Source organism: Bradyrhizobium sp. ARR65 (genome assembly GCF_000472385.1).
Taxonomy (GTDB): Bacteria; Pseudomonadota; Alphaproteobacteria; order Rhizobiales; family Xanthobacteraceae; genus Bradyrhizobium.
In genome coordinates this window covers 105,242-130,826 of record NZ_AWZU01000022.1, presented here as the reverse complement: position 1 = coordinate 130,826, position 25,585 = coordinate 105,242, and the positions used below count along the sequence as shown (strand labels likewise).

At 63.2% G+C, this 25,585-nt stretch carries 27 protein-coding genes, 1 tRNA gene and 1 riboswitch; of the genes, 18 read left to right on the top strand and 10 right to left on the bottom strand.

The window, feature by feature from the left end:
- Positions 1-673 (top strand): phosphate signaling complex protein PhoU (gene phoU / locus F758_RS0123500; protein ID WP_024510165.1); only part of this gene is annotated, 673 nt, incomplete at its 5' end.
- A 94-nt stretch (positions 674-767) separates the two neighbouring features.
- Positions 768-1,472: a phosphate regulon transcriptional regulator PhoB gene (gene phoB, locus F758_RS0123495; protein ID WP_024510164.1), complete on the top strand. Its 705-nt coding sequence runs from the start codon at positions 768-770 to the stop codon at positions 1,470-1,472.
- A 244-nt stretch (positions 1,473-1,716) separates the two neighbouring features.
- Here the strand turns inward: phoB and F758_RS0123490 are convergent, their stop codons facing one another.
- Positions 1,717-2,232: a GcrA family cell cycle regulator gene (locus tag F758_RS0123490; RefSeq protein ID WP_024510163.1), complete on the bottom strand. Its 516-nt coding sequence runs from the start codon at positions 2,230-2,232 to the stop codon at positions 1,717-1,719.
- 493 nt (positions 2,233-2,725) lie between these two features.
- Here F758_RS0123490 and F758_RS0123485 point away from each other — a divergent pair, with 493 nt between their 5' ends.
- From F758_RS0123485 to F758_RS0123475, 3 genes are all read left to right on the top strand, one after another.
- A complete protein-coding gene (locus F758_RS0123485; protein ID WP_024510162.1) occupies positions 2,726-3,937 on the top strand; it encodes an aspartate aminotransferase family protein in 1,212 nt (403 codons plus the stop codon).
- On the top strand, positions 3,934-4,854 hold the full coding sequence (gene argF, locus F758_RS0123480; RefSeq protein ID WP_024510161.1) for an ornithine carbamoyltransferase: 921 nt from the start codon (positions 3,934-3,936) through the stop codon (positions 4,852-4,854). Before F758_RS0123485 ends, argF begins: the two co-directional genes overlap by 4 nt.
- 262 nt (positions 4,855-5,116) lie before the next feature.
- A complete protein-coding gene (locus F758_RS0123475) occupies positions 5,117-6,130 on the top strand; it encodes an Hsp33 family molecular chaperone (protein ID WP_024510160.1) in 1,014 nt (337 codons plus the stop codon).
- Positions 6,131-6,926: 796 nt separating this feature from the next.
- On the opposite strand, the gene apaG is transcribed toward F758_RS0123475, so the two are convergent.
- Positions 6,927-7,319, bottom strand: a complete 393-nt coding sequence (apaG, locus tag F758_RS0123465; RefSeq protein ID WP_024510159.1) for a Co2+/Mg2+ efflux facilitator ApaG/CorD — start codon at positions 7,317-7,319, stop codon at positions 6,927-6,929.
- A 238-nt stretch (positions 7,320-7,557) separates the two neighbouring features.
- On the opposite strand from apaG, the gene F758_RS0123460 reads away from it, so the two are divergent.
- From F758_RS0123460 to F758_RS0123450, 3 genes are read left to right on the top strand one after another with little or no spacing between them, the layout of a single operon-like run.
- Complete coding sequence (locus tag F758_RS0123460; protein ID WP_024510158.1) at positions 7,558-8,811, top strand: OpgC domain-containing protein; 1,254 nt, start codon at positions 7,558-7,560, stop codon at positions 8,809-8,811.
- On the top strand, positions 8,811-9,560 hold the full coding sequence (locus tag F758_RS0123455) for an SGNH/GDSL hydrolase family protein (RefSeq protein WP_024510157.1): 750 nt from the start codon (positions 8,811-8,813) through the stop codon (positions 9,558-9,560). The genes F758_RS0123460 and F758_RS0123455 overlap by 1 nt, the downstream gene beginning before the upstream one ends.
- A 13-nt stretch (positions 9,561-9,573) precedes the next feature.
- Positions 9,574-10,635 (top strand): SGNH/GDSL hydrolase family protein, encoded by a 1,062-nt coding sequence (locus F758_RS0123450; RefSeq protein WP_024510156.1) that lies wholly within the window; start codon positions 9,574-9,576, stop codon positions 10,633-10,635.
- Positions 10,636-10,816: 181 nt separating this feature from the next.
- Here the strand turns inward: F758_RS0123450 and F758_RS0123445 are convergent, their stop codons facing one another.
- Complete coding sequence (locus F758_RS0123445) at positions 10,817-12,019, bottom strand: O-succinylhomoserine sulfhydrylase (protein WP_024510155.1); 1,203 nt, start codon at positions 12,017-12,019, stop codon at positions 10,817-10,819.
- Positions 12,020-12,092: 73 nt separating this feature from the next.
- A riboswitch (SAM riboswitch) is annotated at positions 12,093-12,172 on the bottom strand.
- Between the two features lie 109 nt (positions 12,173-12,281).
- Here F758_RS0123445 and F758_RS0123440 point away from each other — a divergent pair.
- A complete protein-coding gene (locus F758_RS0123440) occupies positions 12,282-13,388 on the top strand; it encodes a 2'-deoxycytidine 5'-triphosphate deaminase (RefSeq protein WP_024510154.1) in 1,107 nt (368 codons plus the stop codon).
- A gap of 18 nt (positions 13,389-13,406) precedes the next feature.
- Here F758_RS0123440 and F758_RS0123435 read toward each other — a convergent pair whose 3' ends face one another.
- The 3 genes from F758_RS0123435 to F758_RS53350 all read right to left on the bottom strand — a co-directional run bounded on the left by F758_RS0123435 (position 13,407) and on the right by F758_RS53350 (position 14,914).
- Positions 13,407-13,766 carry a VOC family protein gene (locus F758_RS0123435; protein ID WP_024510153.1) on the bottom strand — a complete coding sequence of 120 codons (360 nt, stop codon included), beginning with the start codon at positions 13,764-13,766 and terminating at the stop codon, positions 13,407-13,409.
- Between the two features lie 58 nt (positions 13,767-13,824).
- A complete protein-coding gene (locus F758_RS0123430; protein WP_024510152.1) occupies positions 13,825-14,664 on the bottom strand; it encodes a helix-turn-helix transcriptional regulator in 840 nt (279 codons plus the stop codon).
- A 100-nt stretch (positions 14,665-14,764) separates the two neighbouring features.
- Positions 14,765-14,914 (bottom strand): hypothetical protein, encoded by a 150-nt coding sequence (locus F758_RS53350; protein WP_502689172.1) that lies wholly within the window; start codon positions 14,912-14,914, stop codon positions 14,765-14,767.
- A 408-nt stretch (positions 14,915-15,322) separates the two neighbouring features.
- Between F758_RS53350 and F758_RS0123415 the strand changes: the two genes are divergently transcribed.
- Both F758_RS0123415 and F758_RS0123410 read left to right on the top strand, forming a co-directional pair.
- Positions 15,323-15,396 (top strand) — tRNA-Gly (locus F758_RS0123415).
- 458 nt (positions 15,397-15,854) lie between these two features.
- Positions 15,855-16,283 carry an Rrf2 family transcriptional regulator gene (locus F758_RS0123410; RefSeq protein ID WP_024510149.1) on the top strand — a complete coding sequence of 143 codons (429 nt, stop codon included), beginning with the start codon at positions 15,855-15,857 and terminating at the stop codon, positions 16,281-16,283.
- 228 nt (positions 16,284-16,511) lie between these two features.
- Here F758_RS0123410 and F758_RS0123405 read toward each other — a convergent pair whose 3' ends face one another.
- A complete protein-coding gene (locus F758_RS0123405; RefSeq protein ID WP_024510148.1) occupies positions 16,512-16,895 on the bottom strand; it encodes a nuclear transport factor 2 family protein in 384 nt (127 codons plus the stop codon).
- Between the two features lie 365 nt (positions 16,896-17,260).
- Here F758_RS0123405 and F758_RS0123400 point away from each other — a divergent pair, with 365 nt between their 5' ends.
- Both F758_RS0123400 and F758_RS0123395 read left to right on the top strand, forming a co-directional pair.
- Positions 17,261-18,433: an AI-2E family transporter gene (locus F758_RS0123400; RefSeq protein ID WP_024510147.1), complete on the top strand. Its 1,173-nt coding sequence runs from the start codon at positions 17,261-17,263 to the stop codon at positions 18,431-18,433.
- Between the two features lie 66 nt (positions 18,434-18,499).
- The gene (locus F758_RS0123395) at positions 18,500-19,072 is read left to right on the top strand and encodes a hypothetical protein (protein WP_024510146.1); all 573 of its coding nucleotides are present in this window, start codon (positions 18,500-18,502) and stop codon (positions 19,070-19,072) included.
- Positions 19,073-19,087: 15 nt separating this feature from the next.
- Here F758_RS0123395 and F758_RS0123390 read toward each other — a convergent pair whose 3' ends face one another.
- On the bottom strand, positions 19,088-20,548 hold the full coding sequence (locus F758_RS0123390) for a GntP family permease (protein WP_024510145.1): 1,461 nt from the start codon (positions 20,546-20,548) through the stop codon (positions 19,088-19,090).
- A 4-nt stretch (positions 20,549-20,552) separates the two neighbouring features.
- A complete protein-coding gene (locus F758_RS0123385; protein WP_024510144.1) occupies positions 20,553-21,596 on the bottom strand; it encodes a patatin-like phospholipase family protein in 1,044 nt (347 codons plus the stop codon).
- A gap of 412 nt (positions 21,597-22,008) precedes the next feature.
- On the opposite strand from F758_RS0123385, the gene F758_RS0123380 reads away from it, so the two are divergent.
- Positions 22,009-22,527 (top strand): DUF1269 domain-containing protein, encoded by a 519-nt coding sequence (locus F758_RS0123380; protein ID WP_024510143.1) that lies wholly within the window; start codon positions 22,009-22,011, stop codon positions 22,525-22,527.
- A gap of 133 nt (positions 22,528-22,660) precedes the next feature.
- On the opposite strand, the gene F758_RS0123375 is transcribed toward F758_RS0123380, so the two are convergent.
- Positions 22,661-23,026 (bottom strand): nuclear transport factor 2 family protein, encoded by a 366-nt coding sequence (locus F758_RS0123375; protein ID WP_024510142.1) that lies wholly within the window; start codon positions 23,024-23,026, stop codon positions 22,661-22,663.
- A 219-nt stretch (positions 23,027-23,245) separates the two neighbouring features.
- Between F758_RS0123375 and F758_RS0123370 the strand changes: the two genes are divergently transcribed.
- The 4 genes from F758_RS0123370 (at position 23,246) to F758_RS0123355 (ending at position 25,432) form a co-directional block, all read left to right on the top strand.
- Entirely contained in the window at positions 23,246-23,500 is a 255-nt protein-coding gene (locus F758_RS0123370; protein ID WP_024510141.1) for a hypothetical protein, read from the top strand.
- Positions 23,501-23,877: 377 nt separating this feature from the next.
- The gene (locus tag F758_RS0123365) at positions 23,878-24,399 is read left to right on the top strand and encodes a Clp protease/crotonase-like domain-containing protein (RefSeq protein WP_024510140.1); all 522 of its coding nucleotides are present in this window, start codon (positions 23,878-23,880) and stop codon (positions 24,397-24,399) included.
- Between the two features lie 226 nt (positions 24,400-24,625).
- Entirely contained in the window at positions 24,626-24,817 is a 192-nt protein-coding gene (locus F758_RS0123360) for a hypothetical protein (protein ID WP_024510139.1), read from the top strand.
- 24 nt (positions 24,818-24,841) lie between these two features.
- Positions 24,842-25,432 (top strand): SCO family protein, encoded by a 591-nt coding sequence (locus F758_RS0123355; RefSeq protein WP_024510138.1) that lies wholly within the window; start codon positions 24,842-24,844, stop codon positions 25,430-25,432.
- Positions 25,433-25,585: the final 153 nt, after the last annotated feature.

The window sequence follows — 25,585 nt, the reverse complement described above, 5'->3', positions numbered from 1 at the left end:
GGAGCTGACCCGTCTGGTTGCGGAGATGGGCGGCCTCGCCGAGCGCATGATCGTCGAGTCCGTGGATGCGCTGGTTCGCCACGACGTCGCGCTCGGCCAGCGCGTGGTCGCTGCCGATCTCGAGATCGACAACATGCAGCGCATGATCGAGGAGCGGGCGGTGCTCACCATCGCGCGGCGCCAGCCGATGGCGGTGGATTTGCGGGAGATCGTCGGCGCCATGCGGGTGGCGATCGATCTGGAGCGGATGGGCGACCTCGCCAAAAACATGGGCAAGCGGGTCGCGGCGCTGGAAAGCGATTTCCATCCGCTCAAGCTGATCCGCGGGCTCGAGCACATGACCGATCTGGTGCAGCAGCAGGTCAAGACCGTGCTTGACGCCTATGCGGCCCACGACCTGCCGGCGGCGATGAGTGTGTGGAAGGGCGACGAGGAGGTCGATGCCATCTGCACCTCGCTGTTCCGCGAGCTCCTGACCTACATGATGGAGGACCCGCGCAATATCTCTTTCTGTATCCATCTGATGTTCTGCGCCAAGAACATCGAGCGGATCGGCGATCACGCGACCAACATCGCGGAAACGGTGTTCTACATGATCGAAGGTCAGCAGATTCTCGACAAACGCCCGAAGGGCGACACGACGGCGTTTGCCGCAACGCTCCCCGGCAACTAGGCCGGGCGGCCAAGACGACGAGCAGGACACAAGCAAGACGGCTTGATATTGGCTAAGACTTGGATACCGCCGAAGAAATGGAGAACCCCAAGCCATGAGCGCACGCATTCTGGTGGTGGAAGACGAGGAAGCGCTGACCACGCTGTTGCGCTACAATCTTGAGGCCGAAGGCTATGAAGTCGAAACGGTCGCACGCGGCGACGATGCCGATACGCGGCTGAAGGAACGCGTCCCCGACCTGATCGTGCTGGACTGGATGCTGCCGGGCCTGTCGGGCATCGAACTGTGTCGGCGTTTGCGGGCGCGCCCCGAGACGAAACAATTGCCGATCATCATGCTCACGGCGCGCGGCGAGGAGAGCGAACGGGTGAGGGGCCTTGCGACCGGCGCCGACGACTACATCGTCAAGCCGTTTTCGGTGCCGGAACTGCTTGCCCGCGTGAAGGGCCTGCTCCGCCGCGCGAGCCCCGAGCGGCTCGCCACCGTGCTCGCCTATGGCGACATCGAACTCGATCGCGAGAAGCGCCGCGTCGCCCGCTCGGGCCGGCCGATCGATCTCGGCCCGACCGAGTATCGCCTGCTCGAATTTTTCCTGGAACATCCCGGCCGGGTGTTCTCGCGCGAGCAACTGCTCGACAGCGTCTGGGGTCGCGACATCTATATCGATGAGCGCACCGTCGACGTCCATATCGGCCGCTTGCGCAAGCTGCTCAATCCGGGCCGCGAGCAGGATCCCATCCGCACCGTGCGCGGCGCCGGCTACGCGCTGGACGACCGCTTCGCGAAAGCGGAATCGTAGGAATTTTCTGCTTCCTTCAAAAGCGCGCGCCCATCTTAACCCGTAATCCCCGCGCAAACGGCTTCGCCGTTTGCCGCTGGAGGTGCGAGCCACCGGGGCCACGCGAAGCGCGGCCCGATGACAGGCTCNGCGAGCCTCGAAGGATGAACGGCCGCCCGCTGATGCAGCCCGGCCGTCGCCCTTCGAGACGGCTGCGGTTCGCGGCTCCCTCAGGGTGACGGTGATAGATTCCTTGTGCGGAGCCCTATCTTGTCGTCGGCTTGTTGGCCGGCGTCCGCCGCCGGTCGGCGGCAGGCTGATACGCGACGCGCGAGTGATGTGCGCAGTAGGGCAGGCCCGTGAGCGCCTTGCCGCCGCAGAAGAAGAAATCCGGGCTTGCGGGATCGCCAACCGGCCAGTGACAGGTGGCCTCGTTCAACTCCAGAAGCGACAGGCGCTGGCTCATCGGCACGACGTTGTCGTACGCAATGGGGTCGGGCTCGAGCTCCACCTCGAAGGCGTGGGCGAGCGCGGTGTTGCCGCGCGAGACCGGGCGCGACACCCGCATCATATGCTGGGCCGGACGCGGCTTGCGCTGGCGCGGCGCCGCCGCCGCGGGGGCCTTGGCGCGGCCGGAGAGCCCGAGCCGATGCACCTTGCCGATCACAGCGTTGCGCGTCACGTTTCCGAGTTCTGCGGCGATCTGGCTGGCTGAAAGCCCGGCTTCCCAAAGCTTCTTTAGCTGTTCGACGCGCTCGTCTGACCAGGTCAATACCGTCATCGACTCTATCCTCCGCCTCACGCCGGCCGAACCTGTTCTTCCGGCGCTGCGATGCCCAATCCCAAAAACCCTTGCGGTCAGAATCCCTTAAGGCTCGCCGGGAGCGAAAAGCGCGCCCGGACGTGTACGCAAAAGAGCCTAACTCTTGGGATCAAAACTGCCGCACGAGATGTCGTATCCGACGAAAAAGACGCTACAATATGCCGTGACTCCGGCGCAAGAGTCCGCAAGCGCCTTCCACATGTTCCGTGTTGTCAGAAACCCTTGTGCCACGCGGGATTCCTGCTGCATCCCACCGGGATCCTACGGAATGCCTGCGCTCGCATCATGCGTGCTGACAGGTTGACACTTATCCCCATGTGCATAAAATGGTCTCACGTGCCGCCCTGAAAAGGCGGCACGTTTCGTTTCCGGATTGGGTCGTTGATGCGACCAATGCTAATTGCGCGCATCACGCCGGCCGCAACTCATCAGTGACTGCCAAGTGATCGCCATGACCAACAGCGCCGCGTCGCATCTGCTTCCCGTTTTCGCCAGGGTCGATCTCGCCTTCGAGCGAGGCGAAGGCGCTTGGCTGATCGCGACCGACGGCGAGCGCTATCTCGATTTCACCTCGGGCGTCGCGGTGAACGCGCTGGGGCACGCGCACCCGCATCTCGTCAAAGCACTGCAAGAGCAGGCGACGAAACTCTGGCATATGTCGAACCTGTTCAGGAGCCCGGACGGCGAGCGTCTCGCCGCTCGCCTCTGCGAGCAGAGTTTTGCGGACTACGTCTTCTTCTGCAATTCGGGCGCGGAGGCGATGGAGGGCGTGATCAAGGTCACGCGCAAGCATCACGCCGCCAAGGGCCATCCGGAGCGCTACCGTCTCATCACCTTTGAGGGTGCATTCCACGGCCGCACGCTGGCGACGCTCGCGGCGACGGGGTCCGCCAAATATCTCGACGGCTTCGGTCCGCCCATGGACGGTTTTGATCAGGTGCCGCATGGCGACCTCGATGCCGTGAAAAAGGCGATCGGGCCTCATACGGCCGGAATCCTGATCGAGCCCATCCAGGGCGAGGGCGGTGTGCGCGCCGCGCCGCATGCCTTCTTCAAGGCGCTGCGCCAGCTCTGCGATACGCACGGCCTGCTGCTCGCGTTCGACGAGGTGCAGACCGGCATGGGCCGCACCGGCGAACTCTTCGCCTATAAGCGCCTGGGCGTGATCCCTGACGTGATGTCGCTTGCCAAGGCGCTCGGCGGCGGTTTTCCGATCGGCGCCGTGCTTGCGACCGCGGATGCCGCGGCCGGCATGACGCCAGGCTCGCATGGCTCGACCTTTGGCGGCAATCCGCTCGCGGTCGCCGCGGCCGGCGCGGTGCTCGATGTCATGCTGCAGCCGGGCTTCTTCGACCGCGTGCAAAAAATGTCGCTGCTGTTGAAACAGAAGCTGGCCTCGGTGGTGGATCGCCACAAGAACATCATCTCGGAAGTGCGCGGCGAAGGCCTGCTGGTCGGCGTCAAGGCGGTGGTGCCTTCAGCCGATCTGGTGACGGCGTTGCGGGCGCAAAAACTGCTCACCGTCGGCGCCGGCGACAATGTGGTTCGCTTCCTGCCGCCTTTGATCGTAACCGAGGCCGAGATCGAACAATCCATCGACATGCTCGAGCGCGCCTGCGTCGCGCTGTCGAGCGGTCCGTCGAAGCAGGCGGCAAACCAATGAGCAAGCCGCGGCATTTCCTGGACATCAATACGATGCCGTTGTCGGAGTTGCGCCGCATGCTGGCCGCGGGCAACGCGATGAAGACGAAGCTGAAGGCGCACGAGAAGCCGCAAAAGCCGCTCGAAGGCAAGACGCTCGCGATGATCTTCGAGCGGCCCTCGACACGCACCCGCGTGTCGTTCGACGTCGGCATGCGCCAGCTCGGCGGCGAATCCATCATGCTCACCGGCGCGGAGATGCAGCTTGGCCGCGGCGAGACCATTGCCGATACCGCGCGCGTGCTGTCGCGCTATGTCGATGCCATCATGATCCGCATCCTCAACCACGAGGCGCTGCTGGAGCTTGCCGCCCACGCCACCGTTCCCGTGATCAACGGGCTGACGCGGCGCTCGCACCCCTGCCAGGTGATGGCGGACCTGATGACCTTCGAGGAACATCGCGGACCGATCCAGGGCAAGACGGTCGCCTGGACCGGCGACGACAACAACGTGCTGGCCTCGTGGGCACATGCGGCGGAACGCTTCAAGTTCACGCTCAATGTCGCCACCCCGCCAGAGCTCGCGCCGAAGAAGGCGATGCGTGACTGGATCAAGGCCACCAACGCCTCGATCGTGCTCGGCAACGATCCGGAAGAGGCCGTGCGCGGCGCGGATTGTGTCGTTACCGACACCTGGGTGTCGATGGGCGACAAGGACGGCGAGCATCGTCACAATCTGCTCAAGCCCTATCAGGTCAACGCCAAGCTGATGTCGCTCGCCAAACCCGATGCGCTGTTCATGCACTGTCTGCCTGCGCATCGCGGCGAGGAGGTCACCGACGAGGTGATCGACGGGCCGCAGTCCGTGGTGTTCGACGAGGCCGAAAACCGCCTGCATGCGCAAAAGGGCATTTTGGCCTGGTGTTTCGACGCGGTGTAATCGCCAACGAAATGCTCTCGTCCCGGACAAGCCAACGGGTCCGCGCGAAGCGCCGCCCGATGACAGGCTCCGCGCAGATCCGGCACCCATAGCCAAGGGAAGCAAGTTTTTGCGAGCTGGCGATCTTCAGCCATCGCAGCAACACAGGCCTATGGTTATAGGCCCTGGCTTTCGCCAGGACGACAGCTTTGGTTGCGGCGGCGTGCCCGCGACGACAGTCAGCCCCCTTTCGCTTCGCGCGTTCCGACCCCAGATAGGCGCCATGACCTCTCAATCTCCCGACAGCAAAATCACCCGCGAGCCCCCCGTTCGGGCGCCATCCTCCGTTCCGGTCGATGACGCGATCCTGCCATTTGAGGTCGGCGCGCTCGATTTGCGCGGCCGGCTGAGCCGGCTGGGGCCGACTCTCGACGACATCCTGACCAAGCACGATTATCCCGCGCCCGTCGGCAAGCTGCTGGGCGAGGCGATCGTGCTGACGACGCTGCTCGGTTCATCGCTGAAATTCGACGGCCGCTTTATCCTGCAGACTCAGACCGACGGGCCGGTCTCCTTCATGGTGGTCGATTTCCAGGCGCCGGACCGTTTGCGCGCCTATGCGCGCTTCGATGCCGACCGGCTCATGCCGGGAGCGGATTCCGCTGCGCTGCTCGGGAAGGGCCATCTGGCCATGACCATTGACCAGGGACCGGACATGAGCCGCTATCAGGGGCTGGTGGCGCTGCATGGCGGCGGCCTGGAAGATGCCGCGCATGAATATTTTCTGCGCTCGGAACAGATTCCGACACGCGTGCGGCTCGCGGTGGGCGAAGAGTGGCGCGGCGGCGATGGGCGGGCCACGCATCGCTGGCGCGCCGGCGGATTGTTGATGCAGTTCCTGCCGAAGGCGCCGGAGCGTGCGCGCCAGGCCGATTTGCATCCGGGCGACGCGCCCGAAGGCACCGCCCCGCACGAAGTGAAGGAAGATGACGCCTGGATCGAGGGGCAGTCGCTGATGGCGACGGTGGAGGACGTCGAGCTGATCGATCCCGATCTCTCCGGCGAGCGGTTGCTGTATCGCCTGTTTCACGAGCGCGGCGTACGGGTATTTTCGTCGCAGCGGCTGCAGGCGCAATGCTCCTGCTCGCGCGACGCCGTCGCATCGATGCTGAAGAGCTTTGCGGCCAAGGACCGCGCCGAGATGGTGCAGGACGGCAAGGTCGAGGTGACCTGCGAGTTCTGCAGCTCGGTCTATCAATTCACTCCGCACGAAGCGGGCGTGGAAGGGGCTGTGTAGAACCTCTACGTTGTAGGCTGGGTTGAACGAAGTGAAACCCAGCATTGCTGCTGCATCGCTGTTGATGGGTTTCGCTACGCTTGCCCGTCGCGTTAATCTGTCGCATGCGGGTGCGGTTGCGCCGTCGGGCAAATCACCTGCACTTCTTGGCGCGTCCCGCCTCGATGAAGAGGGCGTATCGCGATCGTCACGAAACGTGAGGCGGGATGCGGTGGCCGCTGATGTGTCGAAGACGAACGACACGTGAAGCGGACGGCGAAGTCGTGTGGTCCTGGCGCCCCGAGGCCGGCGCTAAATTGGCGACGATGCATTCGCATCGCGCCGATGACGGTGACAACAAAGTCTGGCTCACCGAGGAGAGCACGAAGTAAGCCGTAAACCACTCGCGCAGGGAAGGCCGGTGTGATTCCCGCCTGTACCTGTGGTCAACGCGCGCTTCGCGCAATTTATTTGCGCGGAGGCCCGGTGCAGCGGCCACCCGGCCTTCCCTGTGCCCTCCGATTTTCGTGAGGGACAAGGTCGATGCAAAGCTCGGGCGCAAATGGCGCCGCGAGAGCGCGAAGCTATGCGTGTTATTGAAATTCTTGTGGCCATGTCTTTGGTCTGTCACCGTCATCCTCAAGGTGCGAGCCACCGGGTCCGCGCGGAGCGTGGCCCGATGACAGGTTCCGCGAGCCTCGAAGGATGAACGGCCCGCTGCGAGAGCCGGGCCGTCGCCCTTCGAGCCCGTCGCTTGCGCGACGGCGCCTCAGGATGGCGGGTCAGCGTGAGCGCCCTATGCTCGCTCAGCTCAACCCTAGTTCAACACGCGCCTGCTGTCGGGGCTGTCAAGCGAGAAGGTCGGCACGTCGATTTCGAAGCGCTCGCCGGTTTCGCTGACCATCTGATAGCGGCCGGTCATGAAGCCGGACGCGGTGGAGAGCGGAACCCCGCTGGTGTATTCGAAGCGCTCGCCGGGTGCGAGCACTGGCTGCTCGCCCACGACACCCTCGCCGCGGACCTCCTGCTGCTTCCCGGAGGCGTCGGTGATGATCCAGTGCCGGGTGCGGAGCTGCACCGTCTCATCGCCGGTATTCGTGATGACGATGGTGTAGGACCAGAAATAGCGGGACTGCTCCACCGAGGAGCGTTCAGGCATGAAGTTCGGCTCGACGGTGACTTCGATGCGGCGGGTAACGGCGCGATACATGGTCTTATCATAGCCAAAACACGCCACGGAACCAATCGTGCAGCTTGCGGAAAACCGCTAGGATCCTCAAATGCAAACCGCGCTTTGAACATAGTTCCGATTTATCCGGTGGGGCGCTGGCCGTCCGGCGGCCCCGAACCCCGGTATCTGACCTGCGATTTGGCCTGCGGGCGACCGGATATATTATTCGTTTCATTCTGCCGGCGTGCTTTGCCGCCGGCCTGCCTGACGGTGATTGATGGCGTCCGTTGTCGACCGAGTGACCGGGCTTCCCGTACCCGCCGCCGCGGAGGCGCCGGCGCGCGACGCCGCGGCCGTTGCGAACTCGCGCTCGATTGCGCTGCCTGCGGTCGGCGAGCGCGAGCTGCGGCTCGACCTGTTTCGCGGACTCGCGCTGTGGCTGATCTTCATCGATCATTTGCCGCCGAGCCTTTTGACCTGGCTCACCATCCGCAATTACGGCTTCTCCGACGCCACCGAGATCTTCATTTTCATCTCCGGCTACACCGCGGCCTTCGTCTATGGCCGTGCACTCCTGGAGTCCGGCTTCATCGTCGCCACCGCCCGCATCCTGCGGCGCGCGTGGCAGATCTATGTCGCGCACGTCTTCCTCTTCACCATCTTCCTGGCGGAAATCTCCTACGTCGCAACCTCCTTCGAGAACCCGCTCTATTCGGAAGAAATGGGCATCATGGATTTTCTGAAGCAGCCTGATGTCACCATCGTCCAGGCGCTGCTGCTGCGCTTCCGTCCCGTCAACATGGACGTGCTGCCGCTTTACATCGTGCTGATGCTGTCGCTGCCCTTGATCCTGGTGCTGATGCGCTGGAGGGCCGATGTGACACTGGCGCTATCGGTGCTGCTCTACGCGGTTACCTGGGAATATGACCTTTCCTTCTCGGCCTATCCGAACGGGGTATGGATGTTCAACCCGCTCGCCTGGCAATTGCTGTTCGTGTTCGGCGCTTGGTGTGCGCTCGGCGGAGCGCAGCGCATGTCGAGGATCCTGTCGTCGAACATCACGCTATGGGTTTGCATCGTCTACCTGATCGCGGCCTTCTTCGTGACGCTGACCTGGTACGTACCGCAACTTGGTCATGTGTTGCCGCGCTGGATCGAGCAATGGATGTATCCGATCGACAAAACCGATCTCGACGTGCTGCGTTTCGCGCATTTCCTGGCGCTGGCCGCGATCACGGTGCGCTTCTTGCCGCGCCACTGGCCGGGGCTGAAATCGCCCTGGCTGAAGCCCATGATCCTGTGCGGCCAGCATTCCCTGGAGATATTCTGTCTCGGTGTGTTCCTTGCTTTTGCTGGGCACTTCATCCTGGCTGAAGGGGCCGGCGGTGCTGCGCTGCACGCGCTCATCAGCATCTGCGGGATCGTCATCATGTCCTGCGTGGCCTGGCTGATTTCATGGTACAAACACTCCGCCGACAAGAGCGCGAAAAAGGGCGCCCGCGGCAACGCCGATTTGGCGGGAGGGGGTTGATGCGATCGGGATTGATCCTGGGCCTGGCTTTGCTTGCGTGCGTCGCAGTCGCACCGGTTGCGCGTGCCGAGGAAGCCGAAACGTGCCAGGTGCCGGCTTCGCTGCTGTCGACCGAAAGCTCGCTGCCCAAGGTGGCGGACGCCGTCAGGAGCGGCCGGCCGCTGGAGATCCTGGTCGTGGGCAGCCGCTCCTCGACGATCCCCGGCTCGCAGGATGCGGCCTACCCGGCGCGGTTGCAGGCTGCGCTGAAGGACAAGCTCCCGGGCGCAACCGTTAACGTCTCGGTAGAGATCGTGCCGAAGCAGACCGCGGAAGAGGCCGCCGGCGGCTTTGTTAAGCTTCTGGAAGCTAAAAGGCCTACTTTGGTTGTCTGGCAGACGGGAACCGTTGATGCTATGCGATCGACGGATCCCGACGACTTTCGTGCCGCCGTCGGCAACGGCGTCACTGCGCTGCAAAATGCGGGAGCCGACGTGGTGCTGATGAATCTCCAATATAGTCCGCGCACCGAGACCATGATCTCGGGCTCGCCCTATCTGGACAATATCCGCGCGGTGGCACAGGAGCACGACATCCCGCTGTTCGACCGCTTCTCCATCATGCGCCAGTGGAGCGAGCAGGGCGATTTCGATCTCTACAGCGCCGTGCATGGCACCGATCTTGCCAAGCGCGTGCACGACTGTATCGGGCGGGCATTGTCGGGCTTCATCTTTGATGCGGCCCATCTCGGCCCGGCGCAGCAGAATTAGGACGTTCGTGTTGATGAGTTTGTTGCGTTCGCGTTCTTCCTGCCCTTTTCGCGTAACGGCATCGCTGTCGATGGCAACGCTCGCGGCGGCGCTCATGCTGTTCGCGCCGATCCCCGCGGGCGCTCAGGGCGCCCAGGCCGCGCCTTCGTCCCAACCGGCGGCAGCCTCTGACAATTCCGTCACGCCGGTGCCGGCGGACGGGGGCAGTGCCGCCACGACGGCAGTCGGAGACCAGGGCCAAGCCTCCCAGCAATCCGGGGCTGCGCAGAACAAGAGTCCTGACAAGAGCCTTGCCGCGAAGGCGCTCGACAAGGTCAAGCAGGTGGCAAAATCGGCCGGCGATATCTTCAGCCGCGTGCCCTGCCTGCCGCCGAAGGGCGGCGCCAAGCCGATGGGGACGTTGCCGCATGTGGCGGCCAAGCTCGCCGCAGGTAAGCCCATCGTCATTATCGCCTTCGGCTCGTCCTCGACGCAGGGCTACGGCACCAGTTCGCCCGAATACACCTATCCGAACCGCTTGGCGGCGCAGTTGCGCCGGCAATATCCGTCCGCGGATATCACCGTCATCAATGCGGGACGCGGCGGCGAGGATGCGCCGGAAATGATGAAGCGGCTGCAGAGCTCGGTGATCGACCTGCATCCCGATCTCGTCATCTGGCAGGTCGGCACCAATGCCGTGCTGCGCAATCTCGATCCCGACGCTACGGCAAAGATGGTTGACGACGGGGTTGCGCGAATTCAGGCCGCCGGCAGCGACGTCGTGCTGGTGGATTTGCAATACTCGCCGCGCGTCACCGAGCACCCGGAAAGCGCGAGCAAGATGATCCGCTTGCTCGGCAAGGTCGCGCAGCTTCATCATATCGGCATCTTCCCGCGCTTTGAGGTGATGCGGGAGTGGCACGAGCAGCAGGCGTTGCCGATCGACAGTTTTGTCATCGCCGATGGCCTGCACATGAACGATTGGGGCTATGCCTGCTTCGCGCAACTGCTCGGCGACGACATCATCCGCTCGGTCGGCCAGCTCAAGATCGGCGTCAACGTGCCCGCGACAGTGCAGACCTATCGGCCGATGTGATTTGCTCTCCGTCGTCCCGGGCAACCAAAGCGCGACCCGGGACCCATAACCCCAGGCAATCGTTGTTGCGATGACTCGTCGCTGCAATTTGCCCAACGACTGTCGCCTGTGGTTATGGGTTCCGGATCTGCACTCGCTTCGCTCGTTTGCCCGGGACGACAGTGGAGCTTGTGAAGCCGCTTTACGCCTTCTCCAGCGCGGCGGTGAGATCTTCGATCAGATCGTCCGGATGCTCGAGCCCGGCGGAGAAGCGGATGAAGCCCTCGCTGATGCCGAGCTCGGCGCGGGCTTCCGGTGAAAGCCGCTGATGGGTGGTGGTGGCGGGATGCGTGACCAGGCTCTTGGCATCGCCGAGATTGTTGGAGATGCGCGCGAGCTTGAGGCCATTGAGGAAGCGGAAAGCGGCCGCCTTGCCGCCCTTCACCTCGAAGCCGACCAGCGTCGAGCCTGCGCGCATCTGCTTTCTCACGAGTGCGGCCTGCGGATGATCCTCGCGCCCGGGATAGACCAGCCGCGCAATCTTCGGATGCTTGGCAAGTGTGTCGGCAACGCGCGCCGCATTGTCCGTCTGCGCGCGCACGCGCACTGCGAGCGTCTCGAGGCCCTTGAGCAGCACCCAGGCATTGAACGGCGAGATGGAAGGGCCGGTCTGCCGCATGAAATTGTGCAGATGTTCGTTCACGAAGGCTTCCGAGGACAGGATCATGCCGCCGAGGCAGCGGCCCTGACCGTCGATGTGCTTGGTCGCGGAATAGACCACGAGGTCGGCGCCGAGCGCGAGTGGGCTCTGCCAGATCGGGGTCGCGAACACATTGTCGACGATCAGCCGGGCGCCGGCGGCATGCGCGATCTCGGCGATCGCGGGAATGTCGAGCACGTCGAGCGTCGGATTGGTCGGGCTCTCCAGGAAGAGGCTCTTCGTGTTCGGCCGCACCGCGCGCTGCCAGTCGTGGAGATCGAGGCCGTTGACCAGCGTCGACTGGATGCCGTAGCGCGGCAGCAGATCCTCCACCACATAACGACAGGAGCCGAACACCTGCTTGGAGGCCACCACGTGGTCGCCCGCCTTCAGTGGCGCCAGGATGGCGGTGGTCACCGCAGCCATGCCGGTCGCGGCGGCGCGGCCGGCTTCGGCGCCCTCCAGCTCGATCATCCGACGCTCGAACATCGCTATGGTCGGATTGGAATAGCGCGAATAGATGTAGCCGGGGTCCTCGCCCTTGAACCGCGCCTCGCACAGTTCCGCGGTCTCGTAGACATAGCCTTGGGTCAGGAACAGCCCTTCCGACGTCTCCCCAAATTCCGAGCGCAGCGTGCCGGAATGGACCAGGCGGGTCTCGGGACGAAGGTGGGCCGTGGGGGACGGAGCGGTAGATTTGGACATGTGACCTCCAACATGGCCATCCTTTCAAAATGGCCACAAAAAAACCGGCCTGGGAAACTCCTCAGGGCCGGGATCACAACTGTCCCCGGCCTGTTTAGCGATTTATTTAACGTGGCTGCAAGCCGGCCGGCTCAAATCACCACGGGATAAGTCATGCTCTTATTCGCACCCGACCTTTCCGTCAAGGCGGGGTTCGGCTAACCGATAAAAGGCCTGTTTTTGAGGAATTATGGAGAAGAGGCTTACCGCGGGGAATCCCGACGTGTCGTTCACGCTTGCAAGAGACGCCAACGGCATCCTGCCCGACCGCATGATCGCGGCGATGGCGGATTCCGGCCTGATCCTGCCGGCCTATCCTTTTGTCGAAAGCCAAATCCAGCCGGCCAGCCTCGACCTGCGGCTTGGCGATATCGCCTACCGGGTGCGCGCCAGCTTCTTGCCCGGTCCCGGCGCCACGGTGGCCGAACGGATCGACGAATTGAAGCTGCATGAGTTCAGCCTTGCCGACGGCGCGGTGCTGGAGACAAACTGCGTCTATATCGTGCCGCTGATCGAGAGCCTGGCGCTGCCGCCGGAGATCGTCGCGGCTGCCAACCCGAAAAGCTCGACCGGGCGGCTCGATGTCTTCACGCGCGTGATCGCCGACGGCACGCGTCGCTTCGACATGATCGGCGCCGGCTATCACGGTCCGCTCTATGCCGAGATCAGCCCGAAGACGTTTCCGGTGCTGCTGCGCGAGGGCTCGCGGCTGTCGCAGGTGCGCTTCCGCACCGGTGATGCCATTCTGGATGCGGACGAGCTCGACACGCTGCATGCGAAGGAGCGGCTGGTCGATATCGATGACGCCGATCTCTCCGGCGGCGTTGCGCTGTCGGTCGATCTTTCCGGCGACAATTCGGGCGGCTTCGTCGGCTACCGCGCCAAGCGCCACACCGGCGTGGTCGATGTCGATCGTCGCAGCGGCTATCCGGTGGAGGAATTCTGGGAAGCGATCCCGGCGCGCCCCGATCGCAGTCTCATTCTCGACCCAGGCGAGTTCTATATTCTCGCCTCGAAAGAGGCCGTGCAGGTGCCGCCGGACTATGCCGCCGAGATGGTGCCGTTCGATCCGCTGGTCGGCGAGTTTCGGGTGCACTATGCCGGTTTCTTCGACCCAGGTTTCGGCTATGCCGGCGCCGGCGGGCAGGGCGCGCGCGCGGTGTTGGAGGTGCGTTCGCGCGAGGTGCCGTTCATCCTCGAGCATGGCCAGATCGTCGGTCGACTGGTCTATGAAAAAATGCTGGCGCGTCCCGATGCGCTCTACGGTCAGCGCATCGGTTCGAACTACCAGGCGCAGGGCCTGAAGCTTTCCAAACATTTTCGCCTGTAGCAGGAATCACGGAGAGCCCTACGTGCAAACCGCCTCGACATTGTTGCCATCGGGGTCGATCAGGAACGCGGCGTAGTAGGTCGGGCTGTAATCGGCCCTGATCCCTGCCGCGCCATTGTCCCGGCCGCCGGCTTTCAGACCCTCGGCGTGGAATTTCTTGATCGCATCATGGCTGGGCGCGCGGAACGCGATGTGGGCACCTTCGCTGTTCAGTCCCTTATGCAGATAAAGCCATAGTGCCGGCTCGCCTTTCGGACCAAAGCCGGCGCCGTTCTCGTCCTTGGAACAAAGGACATAGCCGAGCGGCGCCAGCACTGCGGTGTAAAACCGGACGCTGGCATCGAGATTGCCGACTTTCAGGCCGATATGGTCGTACATGGTTGTCTCCCGATGCTTCTTGTTACACGCACTCCGCGCGGCATGGAGACGAGCCTAGTCAGTCGAGCTGCAGGCGTTCTTGGAAAATCTTGCGCATCCCGCGCGAGGCCTGTCGGAACTTGAGCGGCGAGACGCCGGCGGCGCGATGGAAGGTGCGGACGAAATTGGAGAGGTCGGCAAAGCCGACGTCATAGGCGATGTCGGTCACGGCCCGCTCCTCATCGGCCAGGAGCCGTGCGGCATGCCGCAGCCGTGAGCGCACCAGATACTGATGCGGGGTCACGCCGAGCACGGACGAAAAGAGCCTTAAGAAATGGAAGGGGCTGACGCCGGCCTGCGCCGCGGAGTTCTCCAGCTCGATCTCCCGATGCGAGTTCGCGTCGATCCACAGTGCGGTCTCGACCGCGCGGCGACGGTCCCGTGCGCTGGTTCTTGCAGCCTTCCGCGTGCGTCCCGACACCACTTCGACAAAGCGGCTGGCGAAGATCTGCCCGGCCTCGTCGAGACCGATGTCGCTTCTGCCTTCCGCGGCGGCCTGCGCGAACTCGCCGAGAACCATCAGCTCGGGCAGCGGCGGCGTGGCACCAACCTGCCAGGCATCGGTGCGGCCTCCAATCGCGTCCACGAGCTCGGGCTCCAGAAAGAACGACAGGCACTCGTCGCCGCAGACATGATCATGGGTGCAGAAAAATTCGGTGTCGGGATAGCCGACCAGCACGCTTCCGGCCACCAGCTCGTGGGCGCGCCCACGGCTGCAATAGCCGAAGCTGCCCTTGCGCACATAGGAAATCGAATGGCGGCGGTGCTGCTCCACGAACGGCTTCTCGCCCGGAACCGCTGTGCAGCGGAAATCCGAGACCGTAATCGACCGGCGCTGAAGCAGCGTGGTGGAGCTCATGCCGTAAATCTAGTGAGGCGGCCGCAACGGGGCAATCGGTGGCGGCACGTTCAGCAGGTCGCGCCTATGAGCGGGCTCCGTTCGCTTGGCGGGGCTCGCATCACTTCGTCTCACCGGGACGCTTGGGAAGCAAAGCCAATGTCCTCATGAGACGTTCGCGCCAGTCGGGATGTTTGATGCTGATCATCTGGACTGCCAGCATCGCGCATTCGTCGCAGATCGCGACCGGCGGCGAGGCGACGAGCTGCATCACTTCGCTTTGCGTCTTGCCGCAGAACGAACAGGCCGGGCTCGACATGGCTCCCCCGCTCTAGCCTTGGGATTGATGATCGGAGCCGTCCGAACTGGACCGGCCTGTCCAGGGCCCGGAATTGTCTCGGTTCGAGGTCATCCCGGTCTCCCGTCGGAGCGCAAAGCCGATTGATCCGGCAAAGAGCATCAGCAACATCTCGTCTCCAATGGCAACAACGGACAATCTACTTTCGCCTGCCGCAGCGCCGGACAATTCCATTCAGTACGTGAAGATAGCGATGCACCGCGCGTCCGCGCGATGCCGCCGGGGCTTTATTTCGGCCGCTGGTTAACGTAGGTTGGCGACCTCATGTGGCGACGCAAAGCCCGTGATCGAGGCGCGAAATCGATATAAGTCATTGATTTTGCGGGCGTAGTTCAATGGTAGAACGGCAGCTTCCCAAGCTGCATACGAGGGTTCGATTCCCTTCGCCCGCTCCAGCCTTTTTCTCCCTTTTGATCAGGAGCTTACGCCGAAAAGGGTTGATTTGCCCGCTGTTGCGCGGACCAGTCATACAATCTGTGCGTCCAAGACAGGGCGAGGTTTCGATTCCCGTGCGATGGATGCAGGCAGTCGCTCGGGATGCCACTTTTTCGCAGCCAAGCAGTCTCCCCTAGCGACACAAGGCGTCCGACCAGATTTTGTGGCGCGCTCGCGAGCGTATCGTACAGACTGCCGTGGTCTATCAGGTCGGCCTTCCATGGCTCCTGCGCTCAAACGAATTCTGGACAGGATGAATCCCGCGATCTTCAAGGGCCATTCACCTCATCGTCTTAACATGCATCGTCGCCATCGTGGAAAACCCGGAGAACTTGCAAAACATACACGCGACGCGTATCTTTAGGCCACGGTACACTCATGTTGCGCCACTAAGTCGATGGCGTCGCCGGGACGATTCATGCGACTGACGAGCTTTACCGATTTCGCGCTACGGCTGCTGATGTATGCAGCGGCCCACGAGGACCGGCTGATCACTATCGAAGAGGCGTCCGAGGTCTACAACATCTCGCGCGCGCATCTGATGAAGATCACAAATACCCTGACCAGGGCAGGATTTTTGAAAGCGGTGCGTGGACGCTCCGGCGGGCTGACGCTGGCGAAGCCGCCGCGCAAGATCCGGCTAGGCGACGTGGTTCGCGCAACAGAGCCTGATTTCGCTCTGGTCGAATGCTTCGCCAGCGGCAATCAATGCCTCATCACGCGGAGCTGCCGGTTGCGCGGCATCCTGCACGAGGGCCTCGATGCGTTCAATGCGGTCCTCGACAAGTACACGCTCGCCGATCTGATGCTGAGGCCGAAGGATTTTGGTGTGCGGCCTGCGGCGTGATCGGTAAGGCGGATCGCGAGCGGCGTGTGATCCGGGACGAAGGCATTTTCGGCGGTCTGACGCTTGCAAGGAAGCTGATGGCCGACAATTGCCGTGCGACGACGGGTTCTCGCGATGGGATGGGTATTCGAGCACTATCGGCGGAATCTGAGCGCGATTTACATCGTCGCTCAGAAACAACAACAGTGAGACACCAAAAGCGGCGCTGTCCGCTCCAAGTCCCAGCGCTTAAGGACCCTTGATATAGCCTTGGACCTCCACGATCCGCCCGTCGCGCACGCGCATCAGGTTGACGCCGCGCACGGAGTCCAGGCGATCCGGCCCCCAGATCAGCCGCCACCGGATTTCGCCACGGTCGCCGCGGGCGATGATGCTTTCCGGTTCGAAATGGACGCCTGAGGTGGTCGCGATTCGTGTCCAGAGGTCGACGCAGGCATCCTTGCCTTCGTGGCGCGAGCCGTCGGGTGCGGGCTGCGTGTTTTCGATGATGCAGTCGTCGGCGACCAGCTCGGCCAGCGCTGCGGGATTGTGAGTTATGAAGACCTGGTTGAAGCGGCGTAAGACCGCCTCCGTCTGCCTGCTCTCAGCGTCGTTGAAGCTACCCCGTGCCATCACTATCTCCGTAGCCACACAGTCTTGCGACCGGCATATCGCGTTTTCCTGATTAATATGCGATTTGGTACAAAAACTTAGTCACATGCTCGTGTGCTGGAATTATCCGCCGCGGTGATATCGCGGCAGATCGGCGGTTGGCGTCGCCGCACATGAAGGTCAGACACCGTTGGCTGGCTTCAGCTCCATGCCGCAACACTGCTCCGACCCGCCAGGCGAGGGTAGCGCTCACGAAACTGCGATTTCGTGGCTGGCTTGCATGGACACGCGCAGCTTTATGGAGGCAAAATGCCAAGCCTGAGGCTGAGCTGACGCAGCATTGAGGACATCGAATAGCGGGGACATCCATGTGATTTGAGCGACCGATGAATGATCCCACACCAGGACAGGATCGAATTCGCGCGGCTGCTTCAGGCGACAATCCAGCCGATGAAGCGGCGCGTGCTGGTCGCCTCAACTTACTCACGGCTGGTCTCACCTTGCTCGCCGCCGGCGTCTGCCTGTTTCTGGCGTGGAAAGCGGTTTCCAGCCTGCTCGTCATTTTCGCGGGTGTGCTGTTCGCATCGTTCCTGGATGCCTGCGCCCTCGCGCTTGCTCCCGTCCTACCGGTCAATCGTCCCTGGCGGCTGACGCTGGTTGTCCTGCTGTTGACGGCGCTTCTTGCCTTCGCCCTCGTATGGGGTGCGGGCAAGCTGCCAGAGCAGACCCGTCTCCTCCTGAAAGTCATGGATACGCAGCTCGACGTGCTGCAGGCGCATCTGCTGTCGTTCGGCGTGGACCTGTTCGGCCCCGAGGGCGGCCGCGACTTCACGCGCTGGTTCTTTTCCGATCAGGGCAGGTTCTTCAGTCACGCACAAATGGTGATCGGGACCGCATCGAATTTTCTGACGGATGCTCTCGTCATCCTCTTCCTCGGCATCCTCTTCGCCTTCGATCCCGCAAGCTACCGCGAAAGCCTGGTCCTGCTCATACGGCGGCCCTACCGCGCCCGGGTGCGGGGCGTGATGAACGAGATGGGAAACGTCCTGCGCCTGTGGCTTGTCGGACAGGTGATCCGCATCGTCCTCATGACCCTGTGCGTGTGGCCGATCCTCTATCTGATCGGGCTGCCGGGTCCCTTCGTGCTCGGGCTGCAAGCGGGCCTTTCGAATTTCGTTCCCTATCTGGGGCCAATCGTCGCCGCGGTCCCGATTGGCCTTGTGGCGATGCCTCTCGGTCTTTCAGTGACGGTCTGGGCGGTCGGCATCTATACGGCGGTGCAGTCGCTCGAAGGCTATGTGATCGGCCCGCTGATCCAGCGCCAGGCGGTCGAGCTTCCTCCGGCCTGGACGCTGGTGGCCATCGTGCTGCTGGGTGCATTGTTCGGCGTCATGGGAATTGCGCTTGCCATGCCGCTGGTCGCGATCGGCCGCGTCGCCGTTCTTCGCTTCTATGTCGAGGACTGCCTCGGGGACAGGCTGAGCGCGCCCGTGGAGGACATGCGGGTGAAGTCAGGCGGTCTCGCATGGACCCTTTGGCCGCGCCGCCACCAGAGATAAGCGTCCGGGACGTGGAGCCTCTCAGCGTGGCGAAAGCGTCCGGTTTGAGATGTGATTGGGTGGCCCATGAGCGACCTTGATGCGCATCAGAATGAGAGCGCGTCCTCGACCCATTCGGGATTGATGAGCCTGCTGTGGCGGCAGCTTCCCTTCGTCGTCGCGCTGGTGCTTGCGATCGCGGGCGTCGCCTACACGAATATCTCGCACCAGCCGCTCGTCGGCTATTGGGAGTTTCTGGCGCTTGCCATCGGCGTGGTCTGCGTCGTGACCAAATGGCCGGAGCTCCACAGTAGAGACGCGCGCTTGCGCCTGATCTGGACCCAGGCCGTTCATTGGGTTGCGGTCCTCATCGCCATGAACATCGTGCTGGTGTCGCGCGTTCAGCAATTGCTGCCGACCCCCGCAACCAGCCTGGTGCTTCTGACCCTGCTTGCGCTCGGCACGTTCCTGGCGGGGGTCAGCCTGCTGTCGCTTCGAATCTGCTTTCTCGGCATTGCCATGGCGGTCACGGTACCGGCCATTTCGTGGCTGCAGCAGTCCGTCATCTTCTTCGTGCTGGCGGCGGTCTTGCTGATCGGCCTTGGCCTTGCCTTTTGGCTGCGCCAGGGCGACGACCGCGCTTCGGCGCCGCCGAACTGATGGCAACGGATCATCTCAGAACGACCCAAAGACTGAGCCGAGAACCATCACCGCGACAAGGCCGATGATCGGTCCGACAATGCCGACGATGACAATATCGCGGTAAGCCTCGCGATGGGTCGATCCGCAGACGGCAAGCAATGTGATCACCGCGCCATTGTGCGGGAGGCTGTCGAGCGTTCCGGCGCCGATCACGGCCACGCGGTGCAACAGCGCAGGCGACATGCCGATGTCCGCCGCGCGCTCGAGATAGGTTCGCGCCAGCGCATCGAGCGCGATGGTCAGCCCGCCGGACGCCGAGCCGGTCAGTGCTGCCAGCACGTTGGTCGCGATCGCGAGCGACACCAGGGGGCCACCTTCGATCCCCAGCACCGCGTCGCGCACGACCCCAAAGGCCGGCACCGCCGCCACAACGGCGCCGAACCCGACCAGGCTCGCCACGCTCATGGCGGGAAGCACTGATGCATTCGCGCCTGCGTCGATCGACTCGCGGATCGTGGGCAGGCGGCGATAGTTGATCACGAGCACCGCCAGAATCGCACACGCCAGCGCCGTCACCACCGACCAGACGCCCCCGACGGCCGCAACCGACGTCTCGCCCCAGCGGGCCTCGGCAAGAAAGGACGTATCGAGCCACGGGAGCACCAGTGTCGACATCAGGAGATTGACCGACACCACCACGACGATCGGCAATGCCGCGGGGAGAATGCTCAGCGATGCCTCACTCGGCTTGCCGCGCGTGATCTCCGGCGGGTCAAATTCGCGCGCTGTCGTGGCGCGCTCGCGGAGCTGCAGGTCGGTCGCCAGCCGTTCGCCTGAAGGCGGTTCGCCATCCCCGAATCCCTCGCCTCCGTGAGCGCGCGTTTCTTCCCGACCAAGCCACCAGACTCCAAAGCCGAGCATGATCAGCGAGGCAATAACGCCGAGCCCGGGCGCCGCGAACGGCGTGGTCCCGAAGAACGGCATCGGGATCGCGTTCTGGATCGACGGCGTTCCCGGAAGCGCGGACATGGTGAAGGTGGATGTGCCCAGTACGATGGCTGCGGGCATCAGGCGCCTCGGAATGCCGGCGGAACGAAACAGCTCTTGCGCCATCGGGGCGAGCACGAAGAAGGCGACGAACAGGCTGACGCCGCCGTAGGTCACGAATGCGCCGGCAAGCACCACCGCAAGCACGGTGCGCCGCGTACCGAGCCGTTCCGTGACATACCGCCCGATCACCGCGACCGAGCCGCTGTCCTCCATCAGCTTGCCAAACAGCGCGCCGAGCAGGAACAGCGGAAAGAACTGGGCGACGAAGCCGGCGGCGCTGGCCATGAAGGTCTGCGTCAGGTGCGCGAGCAGCGGCTCTCCGGAGAACAGCGCGGCGATCATGGCCGCCAGCGGCGCCAGGATCAGCACACTCCAGCCGCGATAGGAGAGCCAGATCAGAAGGCCGAGACCGATCAGGATGCCAATCAGGCCAAGGGCGATCATGGGTTCAGCACTCTTGCAGGAGAATATCGAGATCGGCGGTCGATCGCGTTCCGATGTCCGCGGCGTGACGCTTGAGGAATTGATCGGCGCTGCGGCGTCCGACGTCCTTGAGCATGGAAACAAAGGCCCATTCCGCATTCAGCTTCGAGGACGAACCGAACACGGCGAGCTTGTCGGTCCAGATCCGATGGATGCGCATCTCTGCCCAGCGTGCGCCTTCGCCGTGACCGGGATCGGAGACCTGCCGAAGCAGCGCGATCATCCGCAGTTCCTTCATGAGCGGCGAATTGAACGAGATCTCGTTGAGCCGATTGAGCACGTCGTGCGCGGTGCGCGGGACGTCGGTCCGCTCGCGCGGATTGATCTGCACCAGGATGGTGTCAGGAGCCTCGCTTTCGCGCACGAGCGGCGTGATGGTCGGATTGCCGGCATAGCCGCCATCCCAATAACACTCGCCGTCGATCTCGACGGCCTGGAACATGGTCGGCAAGCACGCCGACGCCAGAAGTACGTCGGCGGAGATCTCGGCGTTGCGGAAAACGCGTCCGCGGCCCGTTCGCACGCTGGTGGCGGTGACGAAGAGTTTTATCGGCGAGCGGACCAGGCGATCAAAATCGATGCTCTCCGCGAGAATGCCGCGCAGCGGGTTGAGATCGAGCGGATTGAGATGATAGGGCGAGAACAGCCGCGTCATCAAATCGAACGCGAGATAGGCCGGAGAGTTTTCGAGCGACCATCGGCCGAACAGCCGATCCAGCGGCGAACGCTGCAACGGGCTGAATGCCGCCGCGCGCGAGACCCTGCGCCAATATGCGTCAAGCGCTGCCCTTGCGCCCGCCGCGCCGCCAGCAGTCCAGCCATCGGCGAGCACGGCGGCATTCATCGCGCCGGCCGATGTCCCCGAAATGGCTTCGATGCGAAGCCAGGGCTCCTCGAGCAGGCGGTCGAGCACGCCCCAGGTGAAGGCGCCGTGTGAGCCGCCGCCCTGCAGCGCAAGATCGATCAGAGCCGGAGGCCGTGTCGTGGCATGGCCACTCTCCTGCGACATCGCAATTCTCCGCGGGGCCCTTGTCGGCCATCTTTGCGCGCCCGGCTTGTTCCTTTTGCGCGGGCCGTCCGCCATCGATCGGAAGTCGTAAGTGTAACCGGATTTGCCAGGGCGGCGAGATGCGCAGCGGCAGTTCCTCCTGATCCCGGTGGCGAGCTTGCCGGCGTATCGTTCGCCATCGCATGCGGCGCGCGGATGATGTCGGCGCTGGTGAGCGACATCATAGGACAGCATTACTCACTGATTGAATCGAATAAGTGTACTCATCTCCTAATTGTGAATGTGCGCGGCGGCAATTCGCGAAGTCGCTGCCGTGGCCCGTGCTAACTTGGCCGGGCGAAGGGCACGGAGGTTGTTGTTCGGGGGCAGCAAATCAGGGGAAGCAAATCGAAATCGTCACGGGAGCGTAGACATGTCAGACCTTGTTGCGATTGTGTACCCGTCCGAAGCCAAGGCCGAAGAAGTTCGGCAGAAATTACTCAAGCTGCAGCGCGAATATCTGATCTCGATCGGTGACGCCGTCATCGCAGTGAAGACGGATGCAGATTCCGTCAAGCTCAATCAGATGGTCAACACGACCGCCATGGGCGCCGCCACGGGAAGCTTCTGGGGCCTGTTGGTCGGATTGTTGTTCATGAATCCGCTCATTGGCGTTGCTCTTGGCGCTGCGGGTGGCGCAATCGGCGGCGCGCTCACCGATTTCGGCATCCAGGATCAATTTATGAAAGAACTTGCATCCAGCGTGAAGCCGGGGGATGCGGTTCTGTTCGTGCTGATCAAGCAAATGACCGCGGACAAGGTGTTGAACGAAATCAAGGGTGACGGGGGCGTGGTGCTGAAGACGTCGCTCGACGAAAAGAAAGAGCAGATGCTCCGCGACACGCTTGCGAAAGCGGCTGAAGCCGGCGCTTCCGCCTCGGCGGCGGCCTGACGACGGCATTCGCGACGTTTTTCGCTTTGCGCCGCCCGGCGAGCTTGAGCCTTGGGCTCAAGCTCGTGGCTCGGCACGGGGCAGCCGTCGTGCGGCCGCCCCGTGACGCGCGGGCGGCCGCACGTGTCCTGGCTCACGCGCTCTGCGGCACCTGATCCAAAAAGCCGGTGATGCTGTGGATGCGACCGTCCTTCAGCACGGCGAAATCCGTCCCCTTGATCGGGCTATCGACGCCGTCGGGTCCGAGCCCCCAACAAAAGCGCAAGCGGTCGCCATAGCCGTTCGGCTCGCCGATCAGCTTGAACCTGAAATCCGGAAAGCGCTGTTGCACGCCCGCGATCAGCGCGTCGACGCCCTCATGCCCTTCGCCGCTCATCAAGGGATCGACGTAAGTGGCGTCAGCCGTCCAACTGGTCGCCAGCATTTCCCGCCTGCGGCTCGGCGTCCGCTCGTTCCAAAGCTCGATATAGCTGCGCGCGATGTTGTTGATGTCGGTCATTTGGTCCTCCTTCTGACATAGCCGATGCAACGGCGAGACCGACTATCGAAGCTTGAGCCCGGCAAATCGATTACCCCGGAGGTCATGCGCTTGGATCGAATGGCTTGGCCTCTCATGAGCCTGGTTCCATGCCCTGCCAGCGGCTGTCTCTGCAACGGATCACGGAACTGGCGTCCGGCGCCTCGAATTATCGCGCGGGCAGTTACTGGAGGATCAGAAATGAGATTGGCAGTTGCATTGGCCGCGACCGCCTGCATCGCGCTTGCAGTCCCAGCGGCAAAGTCAGACGACGCGCAGGTCGGCATCGGCGTGGCACCCCCGGATCCCGGCGTGACGGTCGGGGAGTCGCATGATCGCGACCGCACCACCGTAATTAAACGGGAAGACGAGCCGGGCGAGCGGACGACCATCATCAAGAAGGAGCATGAGGAGCCCGACCGGAAGGTGATCATTCACGAGCACGATCACGATTAAGGCGCAGGCAAGCGGCCGCACCGTTTGTTTCTTCGACTCAAAGAAAAAGCCTTGGAGCGAGACTCCGGGGCTTTTTTTTGCCGTGTTGTTCTGCACAACCTCCCGCTGTCCTGGAAATGGTCGCACCGGAATGTTCCGGCGAACGTGGTTGCGATCCCTGCGCTGGCGCAGCGCCTTGGGGAACCGTTAACTCGTTCCTTTTTTCGGGACGTTGAGTGGCTGAGTGCAGCGCGCGTGCAACACCCAATTTGAATTTCCTTTGGCGAGATGTGCCCGCCTAGACAAAGCCGCGAACTCGCATGACGCTAGCCTCAATTTTGCATCACTGAAGACGAAAAGATTCGGCTTCAACTCAAAACTGGAACCGGGGCAGGGACATGAAAATTGTGAAGGGGTTGCTTGCGGCCGTTCTCTTGCTGGCGGCCATGGGGGCAAGCCACGCGGCGGTGCGCATCGCTGATGACCGCGGGGGTCGCATTGGAACTTACGTCGACAGGTATCAGGACCTGAGGTCCTCGGGCGAGACCGTGGTCATTGACGGTCTCTGCGCCTCCGCTTGCACCATCGTGCTGGGCGCCATTCCCCACGACAGGATCTGCGTCACGTCCCACGCGACGCTGGGCTTCCACGCAGCCTGGGATTTCGGTTCCGGCGGCCGGGCGATCACCAACCCCGAAGCCACCCAGATGCTCTACTCCATGTATCCGACGCAGATCCGGCGCTGGATTGCCCGCCGAGGCGGGCTGACGCCGCGGATGATTTTCCTGCGCGGTCGCGAACTGCAGACCATGTACCGGCCCTGCTACATGGATGCGCAGGCAGCGTCGAGCAGGGCGGTACCCGCGCCGGCACCGGCGATGCCTGCAGCGCTGCGCTCGAACTCCCTGTCTCGCTACTAACCCCTGCTCGCGACCAGATCATGATCCGATCGGACGAAATCGGATCATGATCTCATCCCCTTGCTTGAGGATGATCTCCGCGCAAACGCTTCGCGTTCGTTAGCCAACAGAAACCGTTTCCACGCTACGTTGACGCGGCCCTCCGGGTCCGGAGCATGCCCTGAAGTGATCGGCGTCGCTTCAGGCAGCGCTTGCCGGATCGCTGGGCGAGGCCTATGTCCTCGCCATGGCCCTGCCACTTTCCAGCCCCGATGAGCTCCCCGCCGCCCTGTCCGCCCGCCGAACCGGGCGCCTTGTGGTGGTTGCGGGCGGCGCGATTGCCGTCCTCGTTCTCGTTGCCGCGCTGGCGCTGTGGTTCCGCTATGGGACCGCGGTGTTCTTCGAGACAATCGCGGCCGGTGTCGCCGGCTGTTTCTGAGCGGGGTTCAGGGGAAAATTCAAGATGGATCGGACAAAGCGCCCGCTGGTGATTGCCTCCGCTTTCGGCGGAAGCCTCGTGATCGGACTTCTTTTGATGTTCTGGGCCCTTGGCGGCGTACGCGGCGTGGCCACGCCGGTTGCGATCGGCGGCCCGTTCCAGTTAACCGACCAGAGCGGCGCGACCGTGACCGAAAAGAGTCTGCAGGGCCGCCCCTCCCTGATCTTCTTCGGTTTCACCCATTGCCCCGACGTCTGCCCGACCTCGCTGTTCGAGATTTCCGAGGTGCTGCGCGCCATGGGCAAGGACGCCGATCGGGTTAACGCCTTGTTCATCTCGGTCGATCCCGAGCGCGACAACGTCCAGGCCATGAAGGACTACCTGTCGAGCTTCGATCCGCACCTCAAGGGCCTGACCGGTGAGCCGCAGGCCGTGGCGAAGGTCACCTCCGAATACCGCGTCTACGCCAAAAAGGTCCCGCTGAAGGACGGCGACTACACCATGGATCACACCGCGCTGGTCTATCTGATGGACCGCGACGGCAAGTTCGTCGGCCCCTTCAACCTGAAGCGGACGCCGGAAGAGGCGGCTGCCGACCTGAAGCGCTATCTTTAGCAATCTTTTCGCGACTTGCCCGGGCGCAGACGGCGCTCGAATTAGCCGCAAGGCAGGTCTATAAGGCCACCCCAATTGCAATGTTCTTGGCCGATCCTGGTGCAGACCGCTCCTTTATCCCCTCGAGGATTAGCTGCCAGCCGGCTCAGCCGG

What these genes read in the sequence shown, in the direction of transcription:
- phoB (WP_024510164.1), top strand. Translation starts at nt 768, where the DNA reads ATGAGCGCACGCATTCTGGTGGTGGAAGACGAGGAAGCGCTGACCACG.
- F758_RS0123490 (WP_024510163.1), bottom strand. Translation starts at nt 2,232, where the DNA reads ATGACGGTATTGACCTGGTCAGACGAGCGCGTCGAACAGCTAAAGAAG.
- F758_RS0123485 (WP_024510162.1), top strand. Translation starts at nt 2,726, where the DNA reads ATGACCAACAGCGCCGCGTCGCATCTGCTTCCCGTTTTCGCCAGGGTC.
- argF (WP_024510161.1), top strand. Translation starts at nt 3,934, where the DNA reads ATGAGCAAGCCGCGGCATTTCCTGGACATCAATACGATGCCGTTGTCG.
- F758_RS0123475 (WP_024510160.1), top strand. Translation starts at nt 5,117, where the DNA reads ATGACCTCTCAATCTCCCGACAGCAAAATCACCCGCGAGCCCCCCGTT.
- apaG (WP_024510159.1), bottom strand. Translation starts at nt 7,319, where the DNA reads ATGTATCGCGCCGTTACCCGCCGCATCGAAGTCACCGTCGAGCCGAAC.
- F758_RS0123460 (WP_024510158.1), top strand. Translation starts at nt 7,558, where the DNA reads ATGGCGTCCGTTGTCGACCGAGTGACCGGGCTTCCCGTACCCGCCGCC.
- F758_RS0123455 (WP_024510157.1), top strand. Translation starts at nt 8,811, where the DNA reads ATGCGATCGGGATTGATCCTGGGCCTGGCTTTGCTTGCGTGCGTCGCA.
- F758_RS0123450 (WP_024510156.1), top strand. Translation starts at nt 9,574, where the DNA reads ATGAGTTTGTTGCGTTCGCGTTCTTCCTGCCCTTTTCGCGTAACGGCA.
- F758_RS0123445 (WP_024510155.1), bottom strand. Translation starts at nt 12,019, where the DNA reads ATGTCCAAATCTACCGCTCCGTCCCCCACGGCCCACCTTCGTCCCGAG.
- F758_RS0123435 (WP_024510153.1), bottom strand. Translation starts at nt 13,766, where the DNA reads ATGTACGACCATATCGGCCTGAAAGTCGGCAATCTCGATGCCAGCGTC.
- F758_RS0123430 (WP_024510152.1), bottom strand. Translation starts at nt 14,664, where the DNA reads ATGAGCTCCACCACGCTGCTTCAGCGCCGGTCGATTACGGTCTCGGAT.
- F758_RS53350 (WP_502689172.1), bottom strand. Translation starts at nt 14,914, where the DNA reads ATGCAGCTCGTCGCCTCGCCGCCGGTCGCGATCTGCGACGAATGCGCG.
- F758_RS0123410 (WP_024510149.1), top strand. Translation starts at nt 15,855, where the DNA reads ATGCGACTGACGAGCTTTACCGATTTCGCGCTACGGCTGCTGATGTAT.
- F758_RS0123405 (WP_024510148.1), bottom strand. Translation starts at nt 16,895, where the DNA reads ATGGCACGGGGTAGCTTCAACGACGCTGAGAGCAGGCAGACGGAGGCG.
- F758_RS0123400 (WP_024510147.1), top strand. Translation starts at nt 17,261, where the DNA reads ATGAATGATCCCACACCAGGACAGGATCGAATTCGCGCGGCTGCTTCA.
- F758_RS0123395 (WP_024510146.1), top strand. Translation starts at nt 18,500, where the DNA reads ATGAGCGACCTTGATGCGCATCAGAATGAGAGCGCGTCCTCGACCCAT.
- F758_RS0123390 (WP_024510145.1), bottom strand. Translation starts at nt 20,548, where the DNA reads ATGATCGCCCTTGGCCTGATTGGCATCCTGATCGGTCTCGGCCTTCTG.
- F758_RS0123385 (WP_024510144.1), bottom strand. Translation starts at nt 21,596, where the DNA reads ATGTCGCAGGAGAGTGGCCATGCCACGACACGGCCTCCGGCTCTGATC.
- F758_RS0123380 (WP_024510143.1), top strand. Translation starts at nt 22,009, where the DNA reads ATGTCAGACCTTGTTGCGATTGTGTACCCGTCCGAAGCCAAGGCCGAA.
- F758_RS0123375 (WP_024510142.1), bottom strand. Translation starts at nt 23,026, where the DNA reads ATGACCGACATCAACAACATCGCGCGCAGCTATATCGAGCTTTGGAAC.
- F758_RS0123370 (WP_024510141.1), top strand. Translation starts at nt 23,246, where the DNA reads ATGAGATTGGCAGTTGCATTGGCCGCGACCGCCTGCATCGCGCTTGCA.
- F758_RS0123365 (WP_024510140.1), top strand. Translation starts at nt 23,878, where the DNA reads ATGAAAATTGTGAAGGGGTTGCTTGCGGCCGTTCTCTTGCTGGCGGCC.
- F758_RS0123360 (WP_024510139.1), top strand. Translation starts at nt 24,626, where the DNA reads ATGGCCCTGCCACTTTCCAGCCCCGATGAGCTCCCCGCCGCCCTGTCC.
- F758_RS0123355 (WP_024510138.1), top strand. Translation starts at nt 24,842, where the DNA reads ATGGATCGGACAAAGCGCCCGCTGGTGATTGCCTCCGCTTTCGGCGGA.